Origin of the sequence: Pseudomonas oryzihabitans NBRC 102199, from assembly GCF_000730625.1 — a bacterium.
Classification (GTDB): domain Bacteria; phylum Pseudomonadota; class Gammaproteobacteria; order Pseudomonadales; family Pseudomonadaceae; genus Chryseomonas; species Chryseomonas oryzihabitans.
Genome location: NZ_BBIT01000019.1, coordinates 30482 through 44922 on the forward strand (window position 1 = coordinate 30482; position 14441 = coordinate 44922).

The 14441-nt window shown below is 68.3% G+C and carries 14 protein-coding genes; 4 read left to right on the top strand and 10 right to left on the bottom strand.

The features are described from left to right. Positions 1-26: 26 nt before the first annotated feature. The 4 genes from POR01S_RS18900 to POR01S_RS18915 all read right to left on the bottom strand — a co-directional run bounded on the left by POR01S_RS18900 (position 27) and on the right by POR01S_RS18915 (position 4013). Positions 27-1055 carry an ABC transporter substrate-binding protein gene (locus tag POR01S_RS18900; RefSeq protein ID WP_042137668.1) on the bottom strand — a complete coding sequence of 343 codons (1029 nt, stop codon included), beginning with the start codon at positions 1053-1055 and terminating at the stop codon, positions 27-29. A 257-nt stretch (positions 1056-1312) separates the two neighbouring features. Continuing rightward, positions 1313-2278, bottom strand: a complete 966-nt coding sequence (locus POR01S_RS18905; RefSeq protein ID WP_156045042.1) for an ABC transporter substrate-binding protein — start codon at positions 2276-2278, stop codon at positions 1313-1315. A 5-nt stretch (positions 2279-2283) separates the two neighbouring features. Beyond that, on the bottom strand, positions 2284-3237 hold the full coding sequence (locus POR01S_RS18910) for an ABC transporter substrate-binding protein (RefSeq protein WP_042137672.1): 954 nt from the start codon (positions 3235-3237) through the stop codon (positions 2284-2286). Then, a complete protein-coding gene (locus tag POR01S_RS18915; RefSeq protein WP_042137674.1) occupies positions 3234-4013 on the bottom strand; it encodes a class II aldolase/adducin family protein in 780 nt (259 codons plus the stop codon). Before POR01S_RS18915 ends, POR01S_RS18910 begins: the two co-directional genes overlap by 4 nt. A gap of 251 nt (positions 4014-4264) precedes the next feature. On the opposite strand from POR01S_RS18915, the gene POR01S_RS18920 reads away from it, so the two are divergent. Further along, on the top strand, positions 4265-4867 hold the full coding sequence (locus POR01S_RS18920) for a cysteine dioxygenase family protein (RefSeq protein WP_042137675.1): 603 nt from the start codon (positions 4265-4267) through the stop codon (positions 4865-4867). After that, positions 4864-6432 (top strand): rhodanese-related sulfurtransferase, encoded by a 1569-nt coding sequence (locus POR01S_RS18925; protein ID WP_042137677.1) that lies wholly within the window; start codon positions 4864-4866, stop codon positions 6430-6432. Before POR01S_RS18920 ends, POR01S_RS18925 begins: the two co-directional genes overlap by 4 nt. On the opposite strand, the gene POR01S_RS18930 is transcribed toward POR01S_RS18925, so the two are convergent. After that, positions 6429-7076 (bottom strand): alpha/beta family hydrolase, encoded by a 648-nt coding sequence (locus tag POR01S_RS18930; protein ID WP_042137679.1) that lies wholly within the window; start codon positions 7074-7076, stop codon positions 6429-6431. The two genes, POR01S_RS18925 and POR01S_RS18930, sit on opposite strands and share 4 nt — an antisense overlap. Positions 7077-7188: 112 nt before the next feature. Between POR01S_RS18930 and hemN the strand changes: the two genes are divergently transcribed. Continuing rightward, on the top strand, positions 7189-8571 hold the full coding sequence (hemN, locus tag POR01S_RS18935) for an oxygen-independent coproporphyrinogen III oxidase (protein ID WP_027597725.1): 1383 nt from the start codon (positions 7189-7191) through the stop codon (positions 8569-8571). 63 nt (positions 8572-8634) lie between these two features. Next, complete coding sequence (fnr, locus tag POR01S_RS18940; RefSeq protein ID WP_007162251.1) at positions 8635-9366, top strand: fumarate/nitrate reduction transcriptional regulator Fnr; 732 nt, start codon at positions 8635-8637, stop codon at positions 9364-9366. Positions 9367-9404: 38 nt separating this feature from the next. Here fnr and POR01S_RS18945 read toward each other — a convergent pair whose 3' ends face one another. The 5 genes from POR01S_RS18945 to POR01S_RS18965 all read right to left on the bottom strand — a co-directional run bounded on the left by POR01S_RS18945 (position 9405) and on the right by POR01S_RS18965 (position 14429). Further along, positions 9405-11822, bottom strand: a complete 2418-nt coding sequence (locus tag POR01S_RS18945; RefSeq protein WP_042137681.1) for a TonB-dependent siderophore receptor — start codon at positions 11820-11822, stop codon at positions 9405-9407. Between the two features lie 78 nt (positions 11823-11900). Continuing rightward, positions 11901-12830: a DUF4880 domain-containing protein gene (locus POR01S_RS18950; protein WP_042137683.1), complete on the bottom strand. Its 930-nt coding sequence runs from the start codon at positions 12828-12830 to the stop codon at positions 11901-11903. Then, positions 12827-13336, bottom strand: coding sequence for a sigma-70 family RNA polymerase sigma factor (locus tag POR01S_RS18955; RefSeq protein WP_042137685.1), 510 nt, complete (start codon positions 13334-13336; stop codon positions 12827-12829). The genes POR01S_RS18950 and POR01S_RS18955 overlap by 4 nt, the downstream gene beginning before the upstream one ends. Before the next feature lie 104 nt (positions 13337-13440). Further along, on the bottom strand, positions 13441-14040 hold the full coding sequence (gene recR, locus POR01S_RS18960) for a recombination mediator RecR (protein ID WP_007162247.1): 600 nt from the start codon (positions 14038-14040) through the stop codon (positions 13441-13443). A gap of 62 nt (positions 14041-14102) precedes the next feature. Continuing rightward, a complete protein-coding gene (locus POR01S_RS18965) occupies positions 14103-14429 on the bottom strand; it encodes a YbaB/EbfC family nucleoid-associated protein (RefSeq protein WP_007162246.1) in 327 nt (108 codons plus the stop codon). Positions 14430-14441 lie beyond the last annotated feature (12 nt).

A 14441-nucleotide genomic window follows, 5' to 3' on the forward strand; every position in this document is an offset into this window, starting at 1 on the left:
CGGTGGAACCCGTAAGGGAAAGGGGATCAGCTGCCCTTCTGGTCGGGCGTGTCGACGAAGAAATAGTCCTGCCAGCTGCCGGGCTGGTTGCGGATGGCCCCGATGCGGTACATGAATTCCGCCAGCTTCAGGGTGTTCTGCGGCGCCGTGTCGAAGTTGACCTCGGGGCTTTCGATGATCTGCTGGATCAGCGCCGGATCGAGGCGCGAATTCTCGACCTTCACATAGGTACGGGCGGCGGCGGCCTTGTCCTTCTCGATGATCTGTCCGGCCTCGACCAGCGCCTCGCGGAAGGCCTTGTAGGTCTTGGGATTGTCCCGGCGGAATTTCTCGGTGACGAACACCAGGTTGGGCGAGACGGCCCCACCCAGCACGTCATAGGAACTGAGCACCTTGTGCACCTTGCCGCTGGCCAGTTCCTGCTCCTGGAACGGCGGATTGGCGAAGTGGCTGTTGATCTCGGTACCACCGGAGATCACCGCCGCGGTGGCGTCCGGATGCGGCACCGCCACGGTCAGGGGATCCAGGCGATTCCAGTTCTTCTCGCCAAAGGCCTGGGCGGCGGCGTACTGCAGGAAGCGCGACTGCACCGAGACGTTGACCGCCGGCACGGCGATGCGGTCCTTGGCGGTGAAGTCGGCCAGGGTCTTCACCTGCGGATTGTTGGTGACCAGGTAGTTGGGAAAGGCCCCCAGGCTGGCCACGGCCTTGACGTTCTGCCGACCATGGGTGCGGTCCCAGAGCGTGAACAGCGGCCCGAGCCCGGCGGAGCCGACGTCCACCGCCCCCGACAGCACCGCCTCGTTGACGGCCGCGCCACCGGACAGCTTTATCCAGTCGACCTTGATGTCGACGCCCTCTTGCTTGCCGTGCTTTTCGATCAGGTGCTGGTCACGCAGCACATGCAGGATCACATAGGACACGCCGAATTGTTCGGAGATGCGCAGGGTGCCTTCGGCCTGGGCTGCCTGGGGTGCGGCGACCAGTCCGGTGAACAGGCTGGCGGCGAGCCCCAGGGTCAGGGGACGACGGGTGAAGAGAAGACGTGGGGGCATCGGGGTGCGCTCATCCTTGGTAGGGCTTATAGCCTACTCAAGCTGTTCAGAGTTTTTGAAATAAGGATGGGTTATATGAATAGGTCGAGGGGCAGTGTGGCTTTTCCCTCACCCCAACCCTCTCCCAAGGGAGAGGGGGTGCCCAAGGTGCGTAAGTTGGCGCTGGGCCCCTATGGAGGCCTGCTCCCACTACCTGGCACCCGGTCCGTAGGTTGGCGCTGAGCGGAGCGAAGCCCAACACCATCCTGCATCCCACCCTACTCCCGCGCGGCCTGCCGCGGCGCGTCCGGCTTGCTCACCCGGAATCCCTCGGCGAAGGTCGCCCGGGCCTCCAGGCGCTGCGGAATCAGGCCGCTGCGGTGGTAGAAGTCCGCCGCAGCCTGCTGGTCCGCCACCACCTGCGGGTCGATGGGCTCCCAGTGCAGCTGGCGGCGCTCGAATTGCAACCGGGCCACCGCCTCGGGAAAGCCGATGATCTGCGCCAGGGTCCTGGCATAGCCATCGAGGTGGGCGTAGCCCCAGCGTTGAGCAGCGGCCAGACGGTCGAGATAGTCCTGCAGCGCCGTGCGCCGGGCCGGATCGGCCAGGGCCGTGTCGGTGGCGGCCAGGAAGCTGTTGCCCGCCCAGAGTCCGCGACCACTGACCAGCACCCGGGCGCCGTCGACCTGCTCGGCCTGGGCGGTGTAGGGCTCCCAGGTCGCCCAGGCGTCCACCGAGCCATTGGCCAGGGCCATCTTGGCGTCCACCGGGCCGAGGAAGCGAAAGCTCACGTCCTGAGCGGTCAGGCCCACCGAGTCCAGCGCCTTGAGGGCGATGTAATGGCCGATGGAGCCACGCCCGGTGGCGATGCGCTTGCCCTTGAGATCGGCCGCCGTCCGCAGCGGCGAGTCGCGCGGCACGATCACCGCCGTGCCATAGGGATCGGACTTGTCCACGGCGATGGCCTTGACCGGCGCGCCAGCGGCCAGGGCGAACAGCAGCGGGCCATCGCCGATGATGCCGGCGTCCACCGCGCCGGCATTGAGCGCCTCGGCCAGGGGCGCGGCGGCGGGAAATTCCGCCCACTGGATGCGATAACCCGGCAGGTCGCGCAGGCCATCGGCGGCCTCCAGCTGGGCGCGCATGTTGCCCTTCTGGTCGGCGATACGCAGGGTCAGGGGCTCGGCGGCCAGGGCTGCGGTGGCGGCGAGCAGCAGCGGTAGCGCCAGCAGGGTACGGCGGATAAGGGTCATGGTTTGGCTTCCTGGGTAAAGACGGAGGCATCGGCCAGGGCGGCCACGTCGACCGGTTTGGGCAGCACCTGGAGTTCGCTGAACAGATCGGCCACCTGCTGCACCGCGGCGACGTCCGCCGGCTGCACCGGGCGCAGGCCACGGGAGGTGCGGGTGGAAATGGCTACCGCAGCGCCTTCCGGCAGCCGCGTCAGCTCGGCATAGACCCGCGCATAGTCCTGCGGATGGGCGACCGCCCAGGCCCGTGCCTGGGCCAGGCGCCCGGCGAAATCGGCGATGGCGGCGCGCTTGGCCGGGTCCTCCAGCGACGCCGGGGTGGCGGTGAGAAAGCCCAGGGCGGTGGTCAGCCCCTGGCCATCGCGCAGCAGCCGGGCGCCGTGTTGCTCGGCGATGCCGAGATAGGGATCGAAGGTCGCCCAGGCGTCGATCTGCCCGGCATTGAAGGCGGCACTGGCGTCGGTGGGCAGCACGAACTTGACCGTGACGTCCTCACGCTTGAGCCCGGCCTCTTCCAGGGCGGCATAGAGCAGGTGCTGGGAGATGCTGCCCTTGGCCGAGGACACCACCACGGTGCGCCCCTTGAGATCCTTGACCGAATGGATAGGTGAATCCTTCTGTACCAGCAGGCCGTTGGCCTGGGGGTAGCCGACATTGGTGGCGATGAGCTTGAGCGGCACGCCGCCGGACGCGGCCATCAGCACCGGCAGGTCACCGGCATAGGAGGTATCCACCGCGCCGACGCGCTGCGCCTCGAACAGTGGCGCGGCGCCCTGGAAGTTGGCCCAGCGATAGTTGTAGGGCGCGCCTTCGAGGGTGCCGGCGGCTTCCATCATGGCGCGCAGACCGCGGGCCTGGTCGCCCAGCACCAGGGTCACGCCGGAGAGATCCGGCGCCGCCTGGGCCTGCCCCAGCAGCAAGGCCAGGCCCAGCGTGGCGAGCAGTCGCTTCATTGCGCGTACTCCCGGCCTTCGTGACGCTCCAGTTGACGTACCGCCGCCTCCCAGTGACGGACATGGGCGCCGCGCGCCAGATTGCCGGGGATGAGGTCGCTGACCTTCTGCGCGACGGCGTCCGCAGCGATAACCAGCTCGGCGCCGCCGCTCTGGGCCGCCAGTTGCGCGGCGCAGGAGCGCTCCAGGTAATAGAGGTGCCAGAAGGCTTCTTCCAGACTTGCGCCCACGGTGAGCAGGCCGTGATTGCAGAGGATCATCGCCGGGTGCGCCCCGAGGTCGGCCACCAGCCGACTCTGCTCGTCCAGATCCAGGGCCACGCCCTCGTAGCCGTGATAGGCCAGGCGGCCAAAGAACCTCATGGCGTGTTGGGAAAGCATCAGCAGCCCGCCGCGCTGGGCGGAGACACCGATGCCCGCGGCCGTGTGGGTGTGCAGCACCGCATGGAGTTCCGGCTGGGCTCGGTGGATGGCGCTGTGGATCACGTAGCCGGCCGGGTTGATACCCAGTCCGGTGGGGTCGAGGACGATCTCGCCGTCGATGTCCACCTTCACCAGCGAAGAGGCGGTGATCTCGTCGAAGGTCTGGCCGAAGGGATTGATCAGGAAGTGCGCCTCCGGGCCCGGCACCCGCAGCGAGAAGTGGGTGTAGATATGGTCGGTCCAGCGTTCGCGGGCGGCCAGGCGATAGGCGGCGGCGAGTTTGACCCGCGCCTCCCATTCGGCGGCGGACACCTGGGCGCGGACGCTGGCGAGGGCATTGTGGAAGGCGGTCATGCAGCGGCTCCAGAAGCAGAAGAGGCGCCAGGGCGACGGGCGTTGCCCTGGTCTGCTTAGAACCTAACGTTGGGAGTTGCCGAGACGGAAATATCGATTGCGCATAACCTAATATGCACAGCACGGATAACCTATATTGCAAATTATGTGAATTATAGTTTTCAGCACAGAACCAATCGATCTAAGGTGCTGGGCGCCGGCCTTGCTTTAATGGCCGTCATCGCCCACCCGGCTTACTCGTGGAGCCCTCCATGACCCTTAGGCTCGACCGCCTGCGCCTGTTCCTGCATGACCTCGCCACCCTGGTCGACGAACACCCTGCCGAGCCGCAGCTGCTGCAGCGCGGCGCCGCCCTGCTCGGCGAACTGGTCCGCCATGACGACTGGCTGCCCGAGGACTGCGCCCTGCCCCGCCCCGAGCGCTATAGCCAGTACCTGCTCTATGCCGATGCCCGTCAGCGCTTCTCGGTGGTGAGCTTCGTCTGGGGGCCGGGCCAGGCCACGCCGGTGCATGACCACCGCACCTGGGGCCTGATCGGCATGCTGCGCGGCGCCGAGACCGCTCAGGGCTTCGCCCGCGATCCCGCCGGCCGCCTGCAGCCGGAAGGCGCTCCCGTGCGCCTGGAGCCGGGCCAGGTGGAAGCGGTCTCGCCGCGGGTGGGCGACATCCACCAGGTCAGCAACGCCTATGCCGACCGCACCTCCATCAGCATCCACGTCTATGGCGGCAACATCGGCGCCGTGCGCCGCGCCGTCTATGCCGCCGATGGCCAGGAAAAGCCCTTCATCTCCGGCTACACCAATCGCCAGCTGCCCAACCTGTGGGACCTGTCCCAGGAGACCGCCACACCATGACCGCCATCCGCACCGCCGAGGACATCCGCCAGGCGCTCTTCGCCGGCACCGAAGTCGCCCTGCTCGACGTCCGCGAGGAGGACCCCTTCGCTGCCGGCCACCCGCTGTGGGCTGCCAATCTGCCGCTGTCGCGCCTGGAACTGGAGGCCTGGTCGCGGCTGCCGCGGCGCGATGTGGCCATCACCCTCTATGACAATGGCGAAGGCCTGGCGGAACGCGCGGCCGAACGCCTGCACGCCCTGGGCTACACCGACGTGGCCCTGCTCGAGGGCGGCCTGGCGGGCTGGCGCGCCAGCGGCGGCGAGCTCTTCATCGACGTCAACGTGCCGAGCAAGGCCTTCGGCGAGCTGGTGGAAGCCCGGCGCCATACCCCCTCGCTGCCCGCCGAGGAGGTCCAGGCGCTGCTGGATCAGGACGCCGACCTGGTGATCCTCGATGCGCGCCGCTTCGAGGAATACCAGACCATGAGCATTCCCGGCGGGGTCAGCGTGCCGGGCGCCGAACTGGTGCTGCGGGTCGCCGAGCTGGCACCCGATCCGCGGACCCGGGTCATCGTCAACTGCGCCGGCCGGACCCGCAGCCTGATCGGCGCCCAGTCGCTGATCAACGCCGGCATTCCCAATCCGGTGGCCGCCCTGCGCAACGGCACCATCGGCTGGACGCTGGCCGGCCAGACCCTGGAGCACGGCCAGCAACGCCGCTTCGGTGCGGTGAGTCCGGCGACCCAAGCGATCGCCGCGACCCGCGCGCGTCAGGTCGCCGATCGCGCCGGTGTCGCCCGGCTGGCCTTCGGCGAACTGGCGGCCTGGCGCACCGAGGCGCGGCGGACGAACTACCTGATCGATGTGCGCACCCCCGAGGAATTCGCCACCGGCCACCTGCCCGGCGCCCGCTCGACGCCGGGTGGCCAGCTGGTCCAGGAGACCGATCACAGCGCCCCGGTACGCGGTGCCCGCCTGGCCCTGGTGGACGACGACGGCGTGCGCGCCAACATGAGCGCCTCCTGGCTGGCGCAGATGGGCTGGGAGGTGGCGGTGGTCGACGCCATCCCAGCCAACGCCCTGAGCGCCACCGGTCCCTGGCAGCCGCCCGCCCCCGTCCCCGGGCCGGTGGAGCGCATCTCGGTGACGCGCCTGCAGGAATTGCTGGCGGAGCCCGGCACCCTGGTGGTGGATGTCACCGCCAGCGCCAACTATGTCCAGAGACACATCCCGGGCGCCGCCTGGGTGCTGCGCGCCGATCTGCCGGCAGCGCTGCCACCGGCCGAGCGCTATGTCTTCACCTGCGGCAGTGGCCAACTGGCCGCCTTCGCCGCCGTCGATGTCCAGGCCGTTACAAACCGGCCGGTCCTGCTGCTGGAGGGCGGTACCGCGGCCTGGTTGGCTGCCGGTCTGCCGGTGGAAGGCGGCGAAACACGGCTGCTGTCGACCCGGCGCGATCGCTACCGGCGCCCCTATGAAGGCACCGATGCCCCGCGCGCGGCCATGCAGGCCTACCTGGACTGGGAATTCGGCCTGGTCGAGCAGTTGCGGCGCGATGGCACCAGTGGCTTCCGGGTGATCTAGCCGCTGCTCCGCACGAAGGCCGCCACCCAGGCCGCCGTTTCCACCAGCGCCTGGGTCTGGCTCAGGCCGCTGCTCTTGAGCGGCTTGAGATCGTGGTCGGCGGTGGCGATCCACTGCACCTCGAGCGTGGGCGCCAGGGCATAGCCGGCCACCTCCGTACGGGTGCCCAGGGCATCCCGCTCGCCCTGGACGATCAGCGTCGGCGTGGCCAGGGTCGCCAGATGCTCGGTACGCAGCCGCTCGGGCTTGCCGGCCGGATGGAAGGGATAGCCCAGGCACACGAGGCCCGTCGCGCCCAGTTCGTCGGCCAGCAGACTGGCCATCCGCCCGCCCATGGACTTGCCCGCCAGCCACAACGGACCGCTTTCTGCCGCGCGCCAGGTGGCGACCATGGCCCGCCAGTGCTCCAGCAGGACCGGCGCCGGATTCGGCGGGCGGCGCCGGCCTTCGGCGCGGGCCCGCGCCATGTAGGGAAAGTCGAATCTCAGGGTGCGGATGTCGCGCCGCGCCAGTGCCTCGGCCAGCTGCTCCATGAAGGAGCTGTCCATCCCCGCCCCCGCCCCATGGGCCAGCAACAGGGTCGCCAGCGGCGGACCCGCGGGTCGGCATTCGCGAAAGCTGTCGAGGTACAACTCGTCTGCCATGGGCTACTCCTCGTCCAAACGCCAAAGCTTAACCGGCTATCCATTGATCTGGATCAATAAAGCGCAGGCCGCGCCCCTCACACTGGGCACCTCGAAACCATTGGAGCCCGGCATGACAGCCGCTCTCGTCTGGGACGCCGACCTCATCGCCCGCTACGATCGCGCCGGCCCCCGCTACACCTCCTATCCCACGGCCGTGCAATTCCACGACGGCATCGGTCCCTTCGACCTGCTCGGCGCCCTGCGCCTGAGTCGCCAGGCCGGACGCCCGCTGTCGCTCTACCTGCACGTGCCCTTCTGCGCCAACATCTGCTACTACTGCGCCTGCAACAAGGTCATCACCAAGGACCGCAGCCGCAGCGTCGCCTACCTCCAGGCCCTGCGTCAGGAGATGGCCCTCACCAGCCGGCACCTGGACGGCGGGCAGCGGGTGGAGCAGCTGCACCTCGGCGGTGGCACCCCGACCTTTCTCAACCCCATGCAGCTGCGCGAGCTGATGGCCGACCTGCGCCGGCACTTCACCCTGGCCGACGGCGACCGGGGCGACTACTCCATCGAGATCGATCCGCGCGAAGCCGACTGGAGCACCATGGGGCTGCTCCGCGAGCTGGGTTTCAACCGCGTCAGCTTCGGCGTCCAGGACCTCGACCTGCAGGTGCAGCTGGCGATCAATCGCCTGCAGCCCTTCGACGACACCCGTACCCTGGTGGAGGCCGCCCGCGCCCTCGACTATCGCTCCATCAACCTGGACCTCATCTACGGCTTGCCGCGGCAGACCCCGGCCAGCTTCGCCCACACCGTGGAGCGGGTGCTGGAATTGCAGCCGCATCGCCTGTCGGTGTTCAACTACGCCCACCTGCCGCAGCGCTTTCCGCCGCAGCGGCGCATCGAAGCCAGCGAACTGCCGGACCCCGCGGCCAAGCTGGAGATGCTGCAGCGAACCGTGGAACAGCTGCTGGCCGCCGGCTATCGCTACATCGGCATGGATCACTTCGCCCTGCCCGACGACGACCTGGCCATCGCCCAGGAAGACGGCACCCTGCAGCGCAACTTCCAGGGCTACACCACCCACGGCCACTGCGACCTGCTGGGCCTCGGGGTCTCCGCCATCAGCCAGGTCGGAGAGGTGCTCTGCCAGAACACCCCCGATCTCGCCCGCTACCAGGACCGCCTGGGCCAGGGCGAACTGGCAGTGGCCCGCGGCCTGCGCCGTTCGCGGGACGACCGCATCCGCGGCGCGGTGATCGCCCAGCTGATCTGCCATTTCCAGCTGGATTTCGCCGCCATCGAGCGCAGCTGCGAGCTGGATTTCCGCCAGTACTTCGCCGACGCCTGGCCGCACCTCGAGGCCATGGCCGCCGACGGCCTGATCCGCCTCGATGCGCGCGGCCTGCAGGTGCTGGCGCCGGGCCGCCTGCTGATCCGCGCCCTGTGCATGCTGTTCGACCGCTATCTGCCGGGCCACGACAACCAGCGCTTTTCCCGGGTGATATGACCCATGCCTGCCACGACTGCTAAAGTTAGACTTTTGGAACCAGACGAGAAGCGATCTTCCCCCATGACCGAGCCCCTCAAGCTGCGCAACGCCCAGGCCCATTGCAAGGATTGCAGCCTCGCCTCGCTGTGCCTGCCGCTGTCGCTCGATCTGAAAGACCTGGACGCCCTCGACCAGATCGTCAAGCGCGGCCGGCCGCTGGCCAAGGGTGACCACCTGTTCCGCCAGGGCGATACCTTCGGCTCGGTCTACGCGGTGCGTTCCGGCGCCCTGCGCACCAGCAGCCTGAGCGATGCCGGCGAGGAGCAGATCACCGGTTTCCACCTGCCCAGCGAACTGGTCGGCCTGTCGGGCATGGACACCGAGCGCTATCCGGTCTCGGCCCGGGCGCTGGAGACCACCACCGTCTGCGAGATCCCCTTCGAGCGCCTGGACGAACTCTCCGAGCAGCTGCCGCAACTGCGCCGCCAGCTGCTGCGGGTGATGAGCCGGGAGATCCGCGATGACCAGCAGATGATGGTGCTCTTGTCGAAGAAGAGTGCCGACGAGCGCATCGCCACCTTCCTGGTCAATCTCTCCGCCCGCTTCCATGCCCGCGGCTTTTCCGCCCAGCAATTCCGCCTGAGCATGTCGCGCAACGAGATCGGCAACTTCCTCGGCCTGGCGGTGGAAACCGTGTCCCGGGTGTTCACCCGCTTCCAGCAGAGCGGGGTGCTGGCGGCCGAAGGCAAGGAGGTGCGCATCCTCGATTCCGCCCGCCTCTGCGCCCTGGCCGGCGGTCAGCTGGAGGGCTGAGGCCAGGGGTCCTGCCTGAGCGGCAGGACCCCGAGCCCCTAGAAGCTGTAGCTGACCGTCGCGGTCACGTTGCGCTCCTCGCCGAAGTAGCAGAAATCCAGGCTGTAGCAGGACGCCACGTAGTCCTTGCCCAGCACGTTGTTGGCATTGACCCGCGCCGTGAGTCCCGGCAGTCCCAGGCGGGTGAAGTCATAGGCGAGCATGGCGTCCACCAGGGTGTAGGCCGGTACCTTGCGCGTGTTGGCCTTGTCCGCCCAGCTGGTGCCCACGTAGCGGGCGCCGGCGCCGACGCTGAAGCCCGCCAGGGGCCCCGCCAGCTCGTATTGCCCCCACAGCGAGGCCTGGTGCCGCGGCGCCTGATTCGGCGTATTGCCCTGGGTGCCGTCCAGCGCCTGGGTGTACTCGATATCGGTGAAGGTGTAGCTGCCCAGCAGCTTGAGCCGCTCGGCCAGTTGCAGATGGCCCTCCAGCTCCAGGCCCCGGGAGCGGATCTCGCCCACCGAGGAATAGAAGTCTTCCTGGGGCAGCTTGGTCGCCACGTTTTCCTGGGTGATGTGGAACAGCGAGGCGGTGTAGAAGCTGGCGCTGCCCGGCGGCTGGTATTTCAGGCCCAGCTCCCACTGCTTGCCCTCGGTAGGCTCCAGCGGATTGCCCGCGGCATCGTTGTAGGCATTGGGATTGAAGGAGGTGGAATAGCTCAGGTAGGGCGCCAGGCCGTTGTCGAACAGATAGAGCGCCCCGGCGCGCCCGCTGGCCTGGCCGCGGCGCGCGCTGCTGCGGGTCCCCGCCTGGCGATCCTCGATGCCGATCTCCACCCAGTCCTGGCGCAGGCCGAGCGAAAAGCGCCAGCGATCCAGTTCGATCAGATCCTGCAGGTAAACACCGGTCTGCTCCAGTTCGCGGCGGTATTCGCTGCCCGGGTAGACGGTCACCTGGCCACCGTAGCTGGGCTCGAAGGCGTCCAGCGGATCCGCCGTGCCACTGGGCCAGTCGACGTGGGTCCAGCGGCGCTGGTAGTCCAGGCCGGCCAGCAAGGTATGGCGACTGCCCGCCCAGTCGAAGTCCGCCTGCACCAGGTTGTCCAGGGTATAGGCGTGCAGATTCTCGCGGCCGCCGGAGTAGTAGCGATTGAGCAGGTCGCTGCTGCCGACATAGCCGTAGCCATAGACCTGCTCCAGCTCGACCCGCGACTTGGCATAGCGGAAATTCTGCCGCGCGCTCCAGACGTCGTTGAATCTGTGCTCGAACTGATAGCCGACCATCTGCTGGGTCCGCTCGAACTTGTCGTGATCGGGCTCGCCGTCGAAGAAGTGGTTGCTGATGTAGCGGCCATTGCGGCGATAGAGGCTGCCTTCGGCGGGGACGCCACTGTGGTAGCCGCCATCCGGATCCTTTTGCAGATAGGCCTGCAGGGTCAGGGTGGTGTCGTCGCTCAGGTCGATGGCCAGACTGGGCGCCAGCGCATAGCGCTCTTCCTCCACGTGATCGAACTGGGTGTCGCTGTGCTGGGCCAGCCCCACCAGGCGATAGGCGATATGCCCCTCCTCGTCCAGCGGTCCGCCGAAATCGAAACCGGCGCCGCGCTGGCCGAGATTGCCCAGGGTGGCCTGGACCTGGTGGTAGGGCTGGTACAGCGGCTTCTTGCTGGTCAGGGCCACCAGGCCGCCCGGCAGGCTGCGGCCATAGAGCACCGAGGCCGGTCCCTTCACCACGTCGATGCGTTCGAGGAAATAGGGATCGACCTGCAGCGAGCTGAAGGTGCCGCTGTCGCCCATGGTCTTGAGGCCGTCGAGAAAGACGTTGTCGACGCTGTTGTCGGCGAAGCCGCGCATCACCACGTAGTCGTAGCGATTGGAGGCGCCGATCTGGCCGGTGAAGATCCCCGGGGTGTACCTCATGGCCTGCTGCACGGTCTTGGCGCCCTGGTCATCGATCTGTTCGCGGGTCACCACCGAGACCGACTGGGAGGTTTCCAGCAGTCCCTTGCTGGTCTTGGTGGCCACGTCGCTGTGGGTCGCCAGGTAGCCATCGGTCTCGCCCAGGGCATTGCCCAGGGCGAAGCCGGTCACCGTGGTCTCGCTGAGGGAGGTCACACCGCTCGCGGGTATGGCTTCTAGGCGATAGCTGTCATCCGCCAGGCGCACCGCCTGCAGGCCACTGCCCTGGAGGATCTGCTGGAAGCCCTCGGCCGGCGTGTAGCGACCCTGCAGGCCCGGACTGCGCCGACCTTCCAACCCCTGGGCGGGCGCCGACAGCAGTACACCGCTCTGGGCGGCGAAGGTGCTCACCACCGTGGCCAGACTGCCCGCCTCGATGCGGTATTCCTGCGCCAGGGGCACCGCCTGGGCCAGGCCCTGGGACGTGGCCAGGCCGGTGATGCCCAGTGGCATGGCCAAGGCGAAGACGCGCAGGGCGCGGCGCAACGGATGCAGGGTGAAACGGGTTTGGCGATGCATGAGGGGCCTCGAAGCGGAGATCGTTTCCCCCAAGCCCCGCGAGCGCGCCAAAGGGGAACCGCTCGCCGCAAATTTTTTTCAGGCGGGCACGATCTGCACCCACCAGGGCAGGCGTCGCTCCACCCGCACCGGCAGGCTGTCGGCCAGTGCGGCCAGGGCGCGGTCGGTGTCAGCCAGGGGATAGCTGCCCACCACCCGCAATTGCGCGACCGTGGCGGTGCAGGTCAGCAGGCCTGGGCGATAGCGCCCCAGCTCCGCCACCAGCGCCGCCAGCGACCAGTCGTCCACCACCAGCCGCCCCTGGCGCCAGAGTTGCCGCCCCGGATCGACCGGCCCCAGTGGCCGCACGGCAGTCGCGGTCATGAGGGCCCGGTGGCCCCGGGTCAGGACCTGAGCACGGGCCTGGAGTGGCGCCAGCTGCAGGGCGCCGGCATAGGCCGCGACCTCCAGCCCGTCGTCACGCAACCGCACTGCGCAGCAGCCCGGACCGGGTCTTACCTGGCCGAACGCCGTGTCCAGTCGCAGCGGCGCCGCCCCGTTACGGCCTTCCAGCAGCACCTCGCCGCGCAGCAGCCGCCAGCGGTCTGCGGCCTCCTGCGCCAACCGGCTGTCGGTGTTGAGCCAGACGCGCACCCCGGCGGTCAGGTCGAAGGCACGGATCTCGCCGACCGCCGTGCTCAGGGTGGCGCCCTCCCCCAACCGCCAGTCGTCCGGCCGCGCCCAGCCCAGGGCCAGTCCGCCCACCGCCAGACCCAGCACCTTGAGCGCCCGCCGCCGGCCCAGGGACTCGCGCCGCGCCAGGGCCAGGCGCCCGGACGGCGGCAGACCGGTGAAGCGCGCACTGATTTCCTCCACCCGCGCCCAGGCCACCGCGTGGCGGCTATCCGCCTGTAGCCAGCGCTCCCAGGCCCGCTCGGTGGCCGGATCCACCTCGTCGGCAGCCAGTTCGGCGAACCAGTCCGCCGCTTCCGCCAGAGGTCCGCCACCGCCAGGCGTCAGCGCACTCAAGACACCAGTTCCAGGCAGTGCAGCATGGCCTGGGCCATGTACTTCTTGACCATCCGCTCCGACACGCCCAGGCGCTCGGCGATGACGGCATAGGTGAGGCCATCCAGTTGCGCCAGCAGAAAGGCCTGGCGCACCCGAGCAGGCAGGCGGTCGAGCAGCGCATCGAGTTCGGTCAGGGTTTCCAGGATCAGCGCCTGGGCTTCCGGTGAGGGCTGCACGGCCTGCGGTCGGGCCGCGAGCGCGTCGAGATAGGCGCGCTCCACGGCCTGGCGCCGCCAGTGGTTGGCCAGTAGGCCCTGGGCGACGGTCGCGAGAAAGGCGCGGGGTTCGCGCAGGCGCTCCAGCTCCCCTTCCCGGGCCAGCAGCCGCACGAAGGTGTCCTGGGCCAGATCGGCCGCCTGCCCCAGGCAACCCAGCCGCCGCTGCAGCCGCTCGCGCAGCCAGCCGTGATGATCCTGGTAGAGGGTCCGGATGTGTCCATACCGGTCGGACTCGAGCGTCTGCATCACCATCCTCGGAAGCCGCTGATTTCCGATAATGATAATGCTTCTCGATCACAAGATACAGCCGTGTCGTGCGCCCGAGGTGCGCAGACGGCCAAGGTAGAGCGCTAGAGACTGATCGGCTTGCGCCCGGCGAAGGCGTGGGTCAGGGTGCCGCCATCGACCAGGTCCAGTTCGCCACCCAGGGGCACGCCATGGGCGATACGCGAGATGGTCAGGCCCTTGGGCGCCAGCAGCTGGGCGATGTAATAGGCGGTCGCCTCGCCTTCCACCGTGGGGTTGGTGGCGATGATCATTTCGGTGAAGCCGCCCTCGCTGACGCGCCGCTCGAGTTCGGGTACGCCGATGGCGTCCGGACCCAGGCCGTCGATGGGCGACAGGTGTCCCTTGAGCACGAAGTAGCGCCCGCGATAGCCGGTCTGTTCGACGGCGAAGACGTCCATGGGCCCCTCCACCACGCAGAGCAGGCTGTCGTCACGCCGGGTGTCGGCGCAGAAGCCGCAGATCTGGTCTTCGCTGAGGGTGCGGCAGCGCTGGCAGTAACCGACCCCTTCCATGGCGGCGCTGAGGGCAGAGGCCAGGCGCTGGCCACCCTGGCGTTCGCGCTCGAGCAGTTGCAGGGCCATGCGCTGGGCGGACTTCTGGCCGACACCGGGCAGGACCCGGAGCGCATCGATCAATTGGCGAATCAGGGGACTGAAGCTCATGGACTACCGTACTGGAAGGCGGGAGAGACGGGTGCCCGATGGACACCCGCAGCTGGAACAACCTAGAAAGGCATCTTGAAGCCGGGCGGGAGCTGCATCCCGGAGGTCATGCCGGACATCTTGTCCTGGCTGTTCTGCTCGATCTTGCGCACGGCGTCGTTCACCGCGGCGGCGATCAGGTCTTCGAGGATTTCCTTGTCTTCCTGCATCAGGCTGTCGTCCAGGCTGACGCGCTTGACGTCGTGTCGGCCGGTCATGACGACGCTGACCAGGCCGGCGCCGGATTGACCGGTCACTTCGGCGTTCGCCAGCTCTTCCTGCATCTTCTGCATCTTTTCCTGCATCTGCTGGGCCTGCTTCATCAGGCCGGCCATGCCACCTTTCATCATGTCTGCTACCTC

Excerpts from the sequence above, each read along its gene's own strand:
- POR01S_RS18900 (WP_042137668.1), bottom strand. The coding sequence starts at position 1,055 with ATGCCCCCACGTCTTCTCTTCACCCGTCGTCCCCTGACCCTGGGGCTC.
- POR01S_RS18910 (WP_042137672.1), bottom strand. The coding sequence starts at position 3,237 with ATGAAGCGACTGCTCGCCACGCTGGGCCTGGCCTTGCTGCTGGGGCAG.
- POR01S_RS18915 (WP_042137674.1), bottom strand. The coding sequence starts at position 4,013 with ATGACCGCCTTCCACAATGCCCTCGCCAGCGTCCGCGCCCAGGTGTCC.
- POR01S_RS18920 (WP_042137675.1), top strand. The coding sequence starts at position 4,265 with ATGACCCTTAGGCTCGACCGCCTGCGCCTGTTCCTGCATGACCTCGCC.
- POR01S_RS18925 (WP_042137677.1), top strand. The coding sequence starts at position 4,864 with ATGACCGCCATCCGCACCGCCGAGGACATCCGCCAGGCGCTCTTCGCC.
- POR01S_RS18930 (WP_042137679.1), bottom strand. The coding sequence starts at position 7,076 with ATGGCAGACGAGTTGTACCTCGACAGCTTTCGCGAATGCCGACCCGCG.
- hemN (WP_027597725.1), top strand. The coding sequence starts at position 7,189 with ATGACAGCCGCTCTCGTCTGGGACGCCGACCTCATCGCCCGCTACGAT.
- fnr (WP_007162251.1), top strand. The coding sequence starts at position 8,635 with ATGACCGAGCCCCTCAAGCTGCGCAACGCCCAGGCCCATTGCAAGGAT.
- POR01S_RS18945 (WP_042137681.1), bottom strand. The coding sequence starts at position 11,822 with ATGCATCGCCAAACCCGTTTCACCCTGCATCCGTTGCGCCGCGCCCTG.
- POR01S_RS18955 (WP_042137685.1), bottom strand. The coding sequence starts at position 13,336 with ATGCAGACGCTCGAGTCCGACCGGTATGGACACATCCGGACCCTCTAC.
- recR (WP_007162247.1), bottom strand. The coding sequence starts at position 14,040 with ATGAGCTTCAGTCCCCTGATTCGCCAATTGATCGATGCGCTCCGGGTC.
- POR01S_RS18965 (WP_007162246.1), bottom strand. The coding sequence starts at position 14,429 with ATGATGAAAGGTGGCATGGCCGGCCTGATGAAGCAGGCCCAGCAGATG.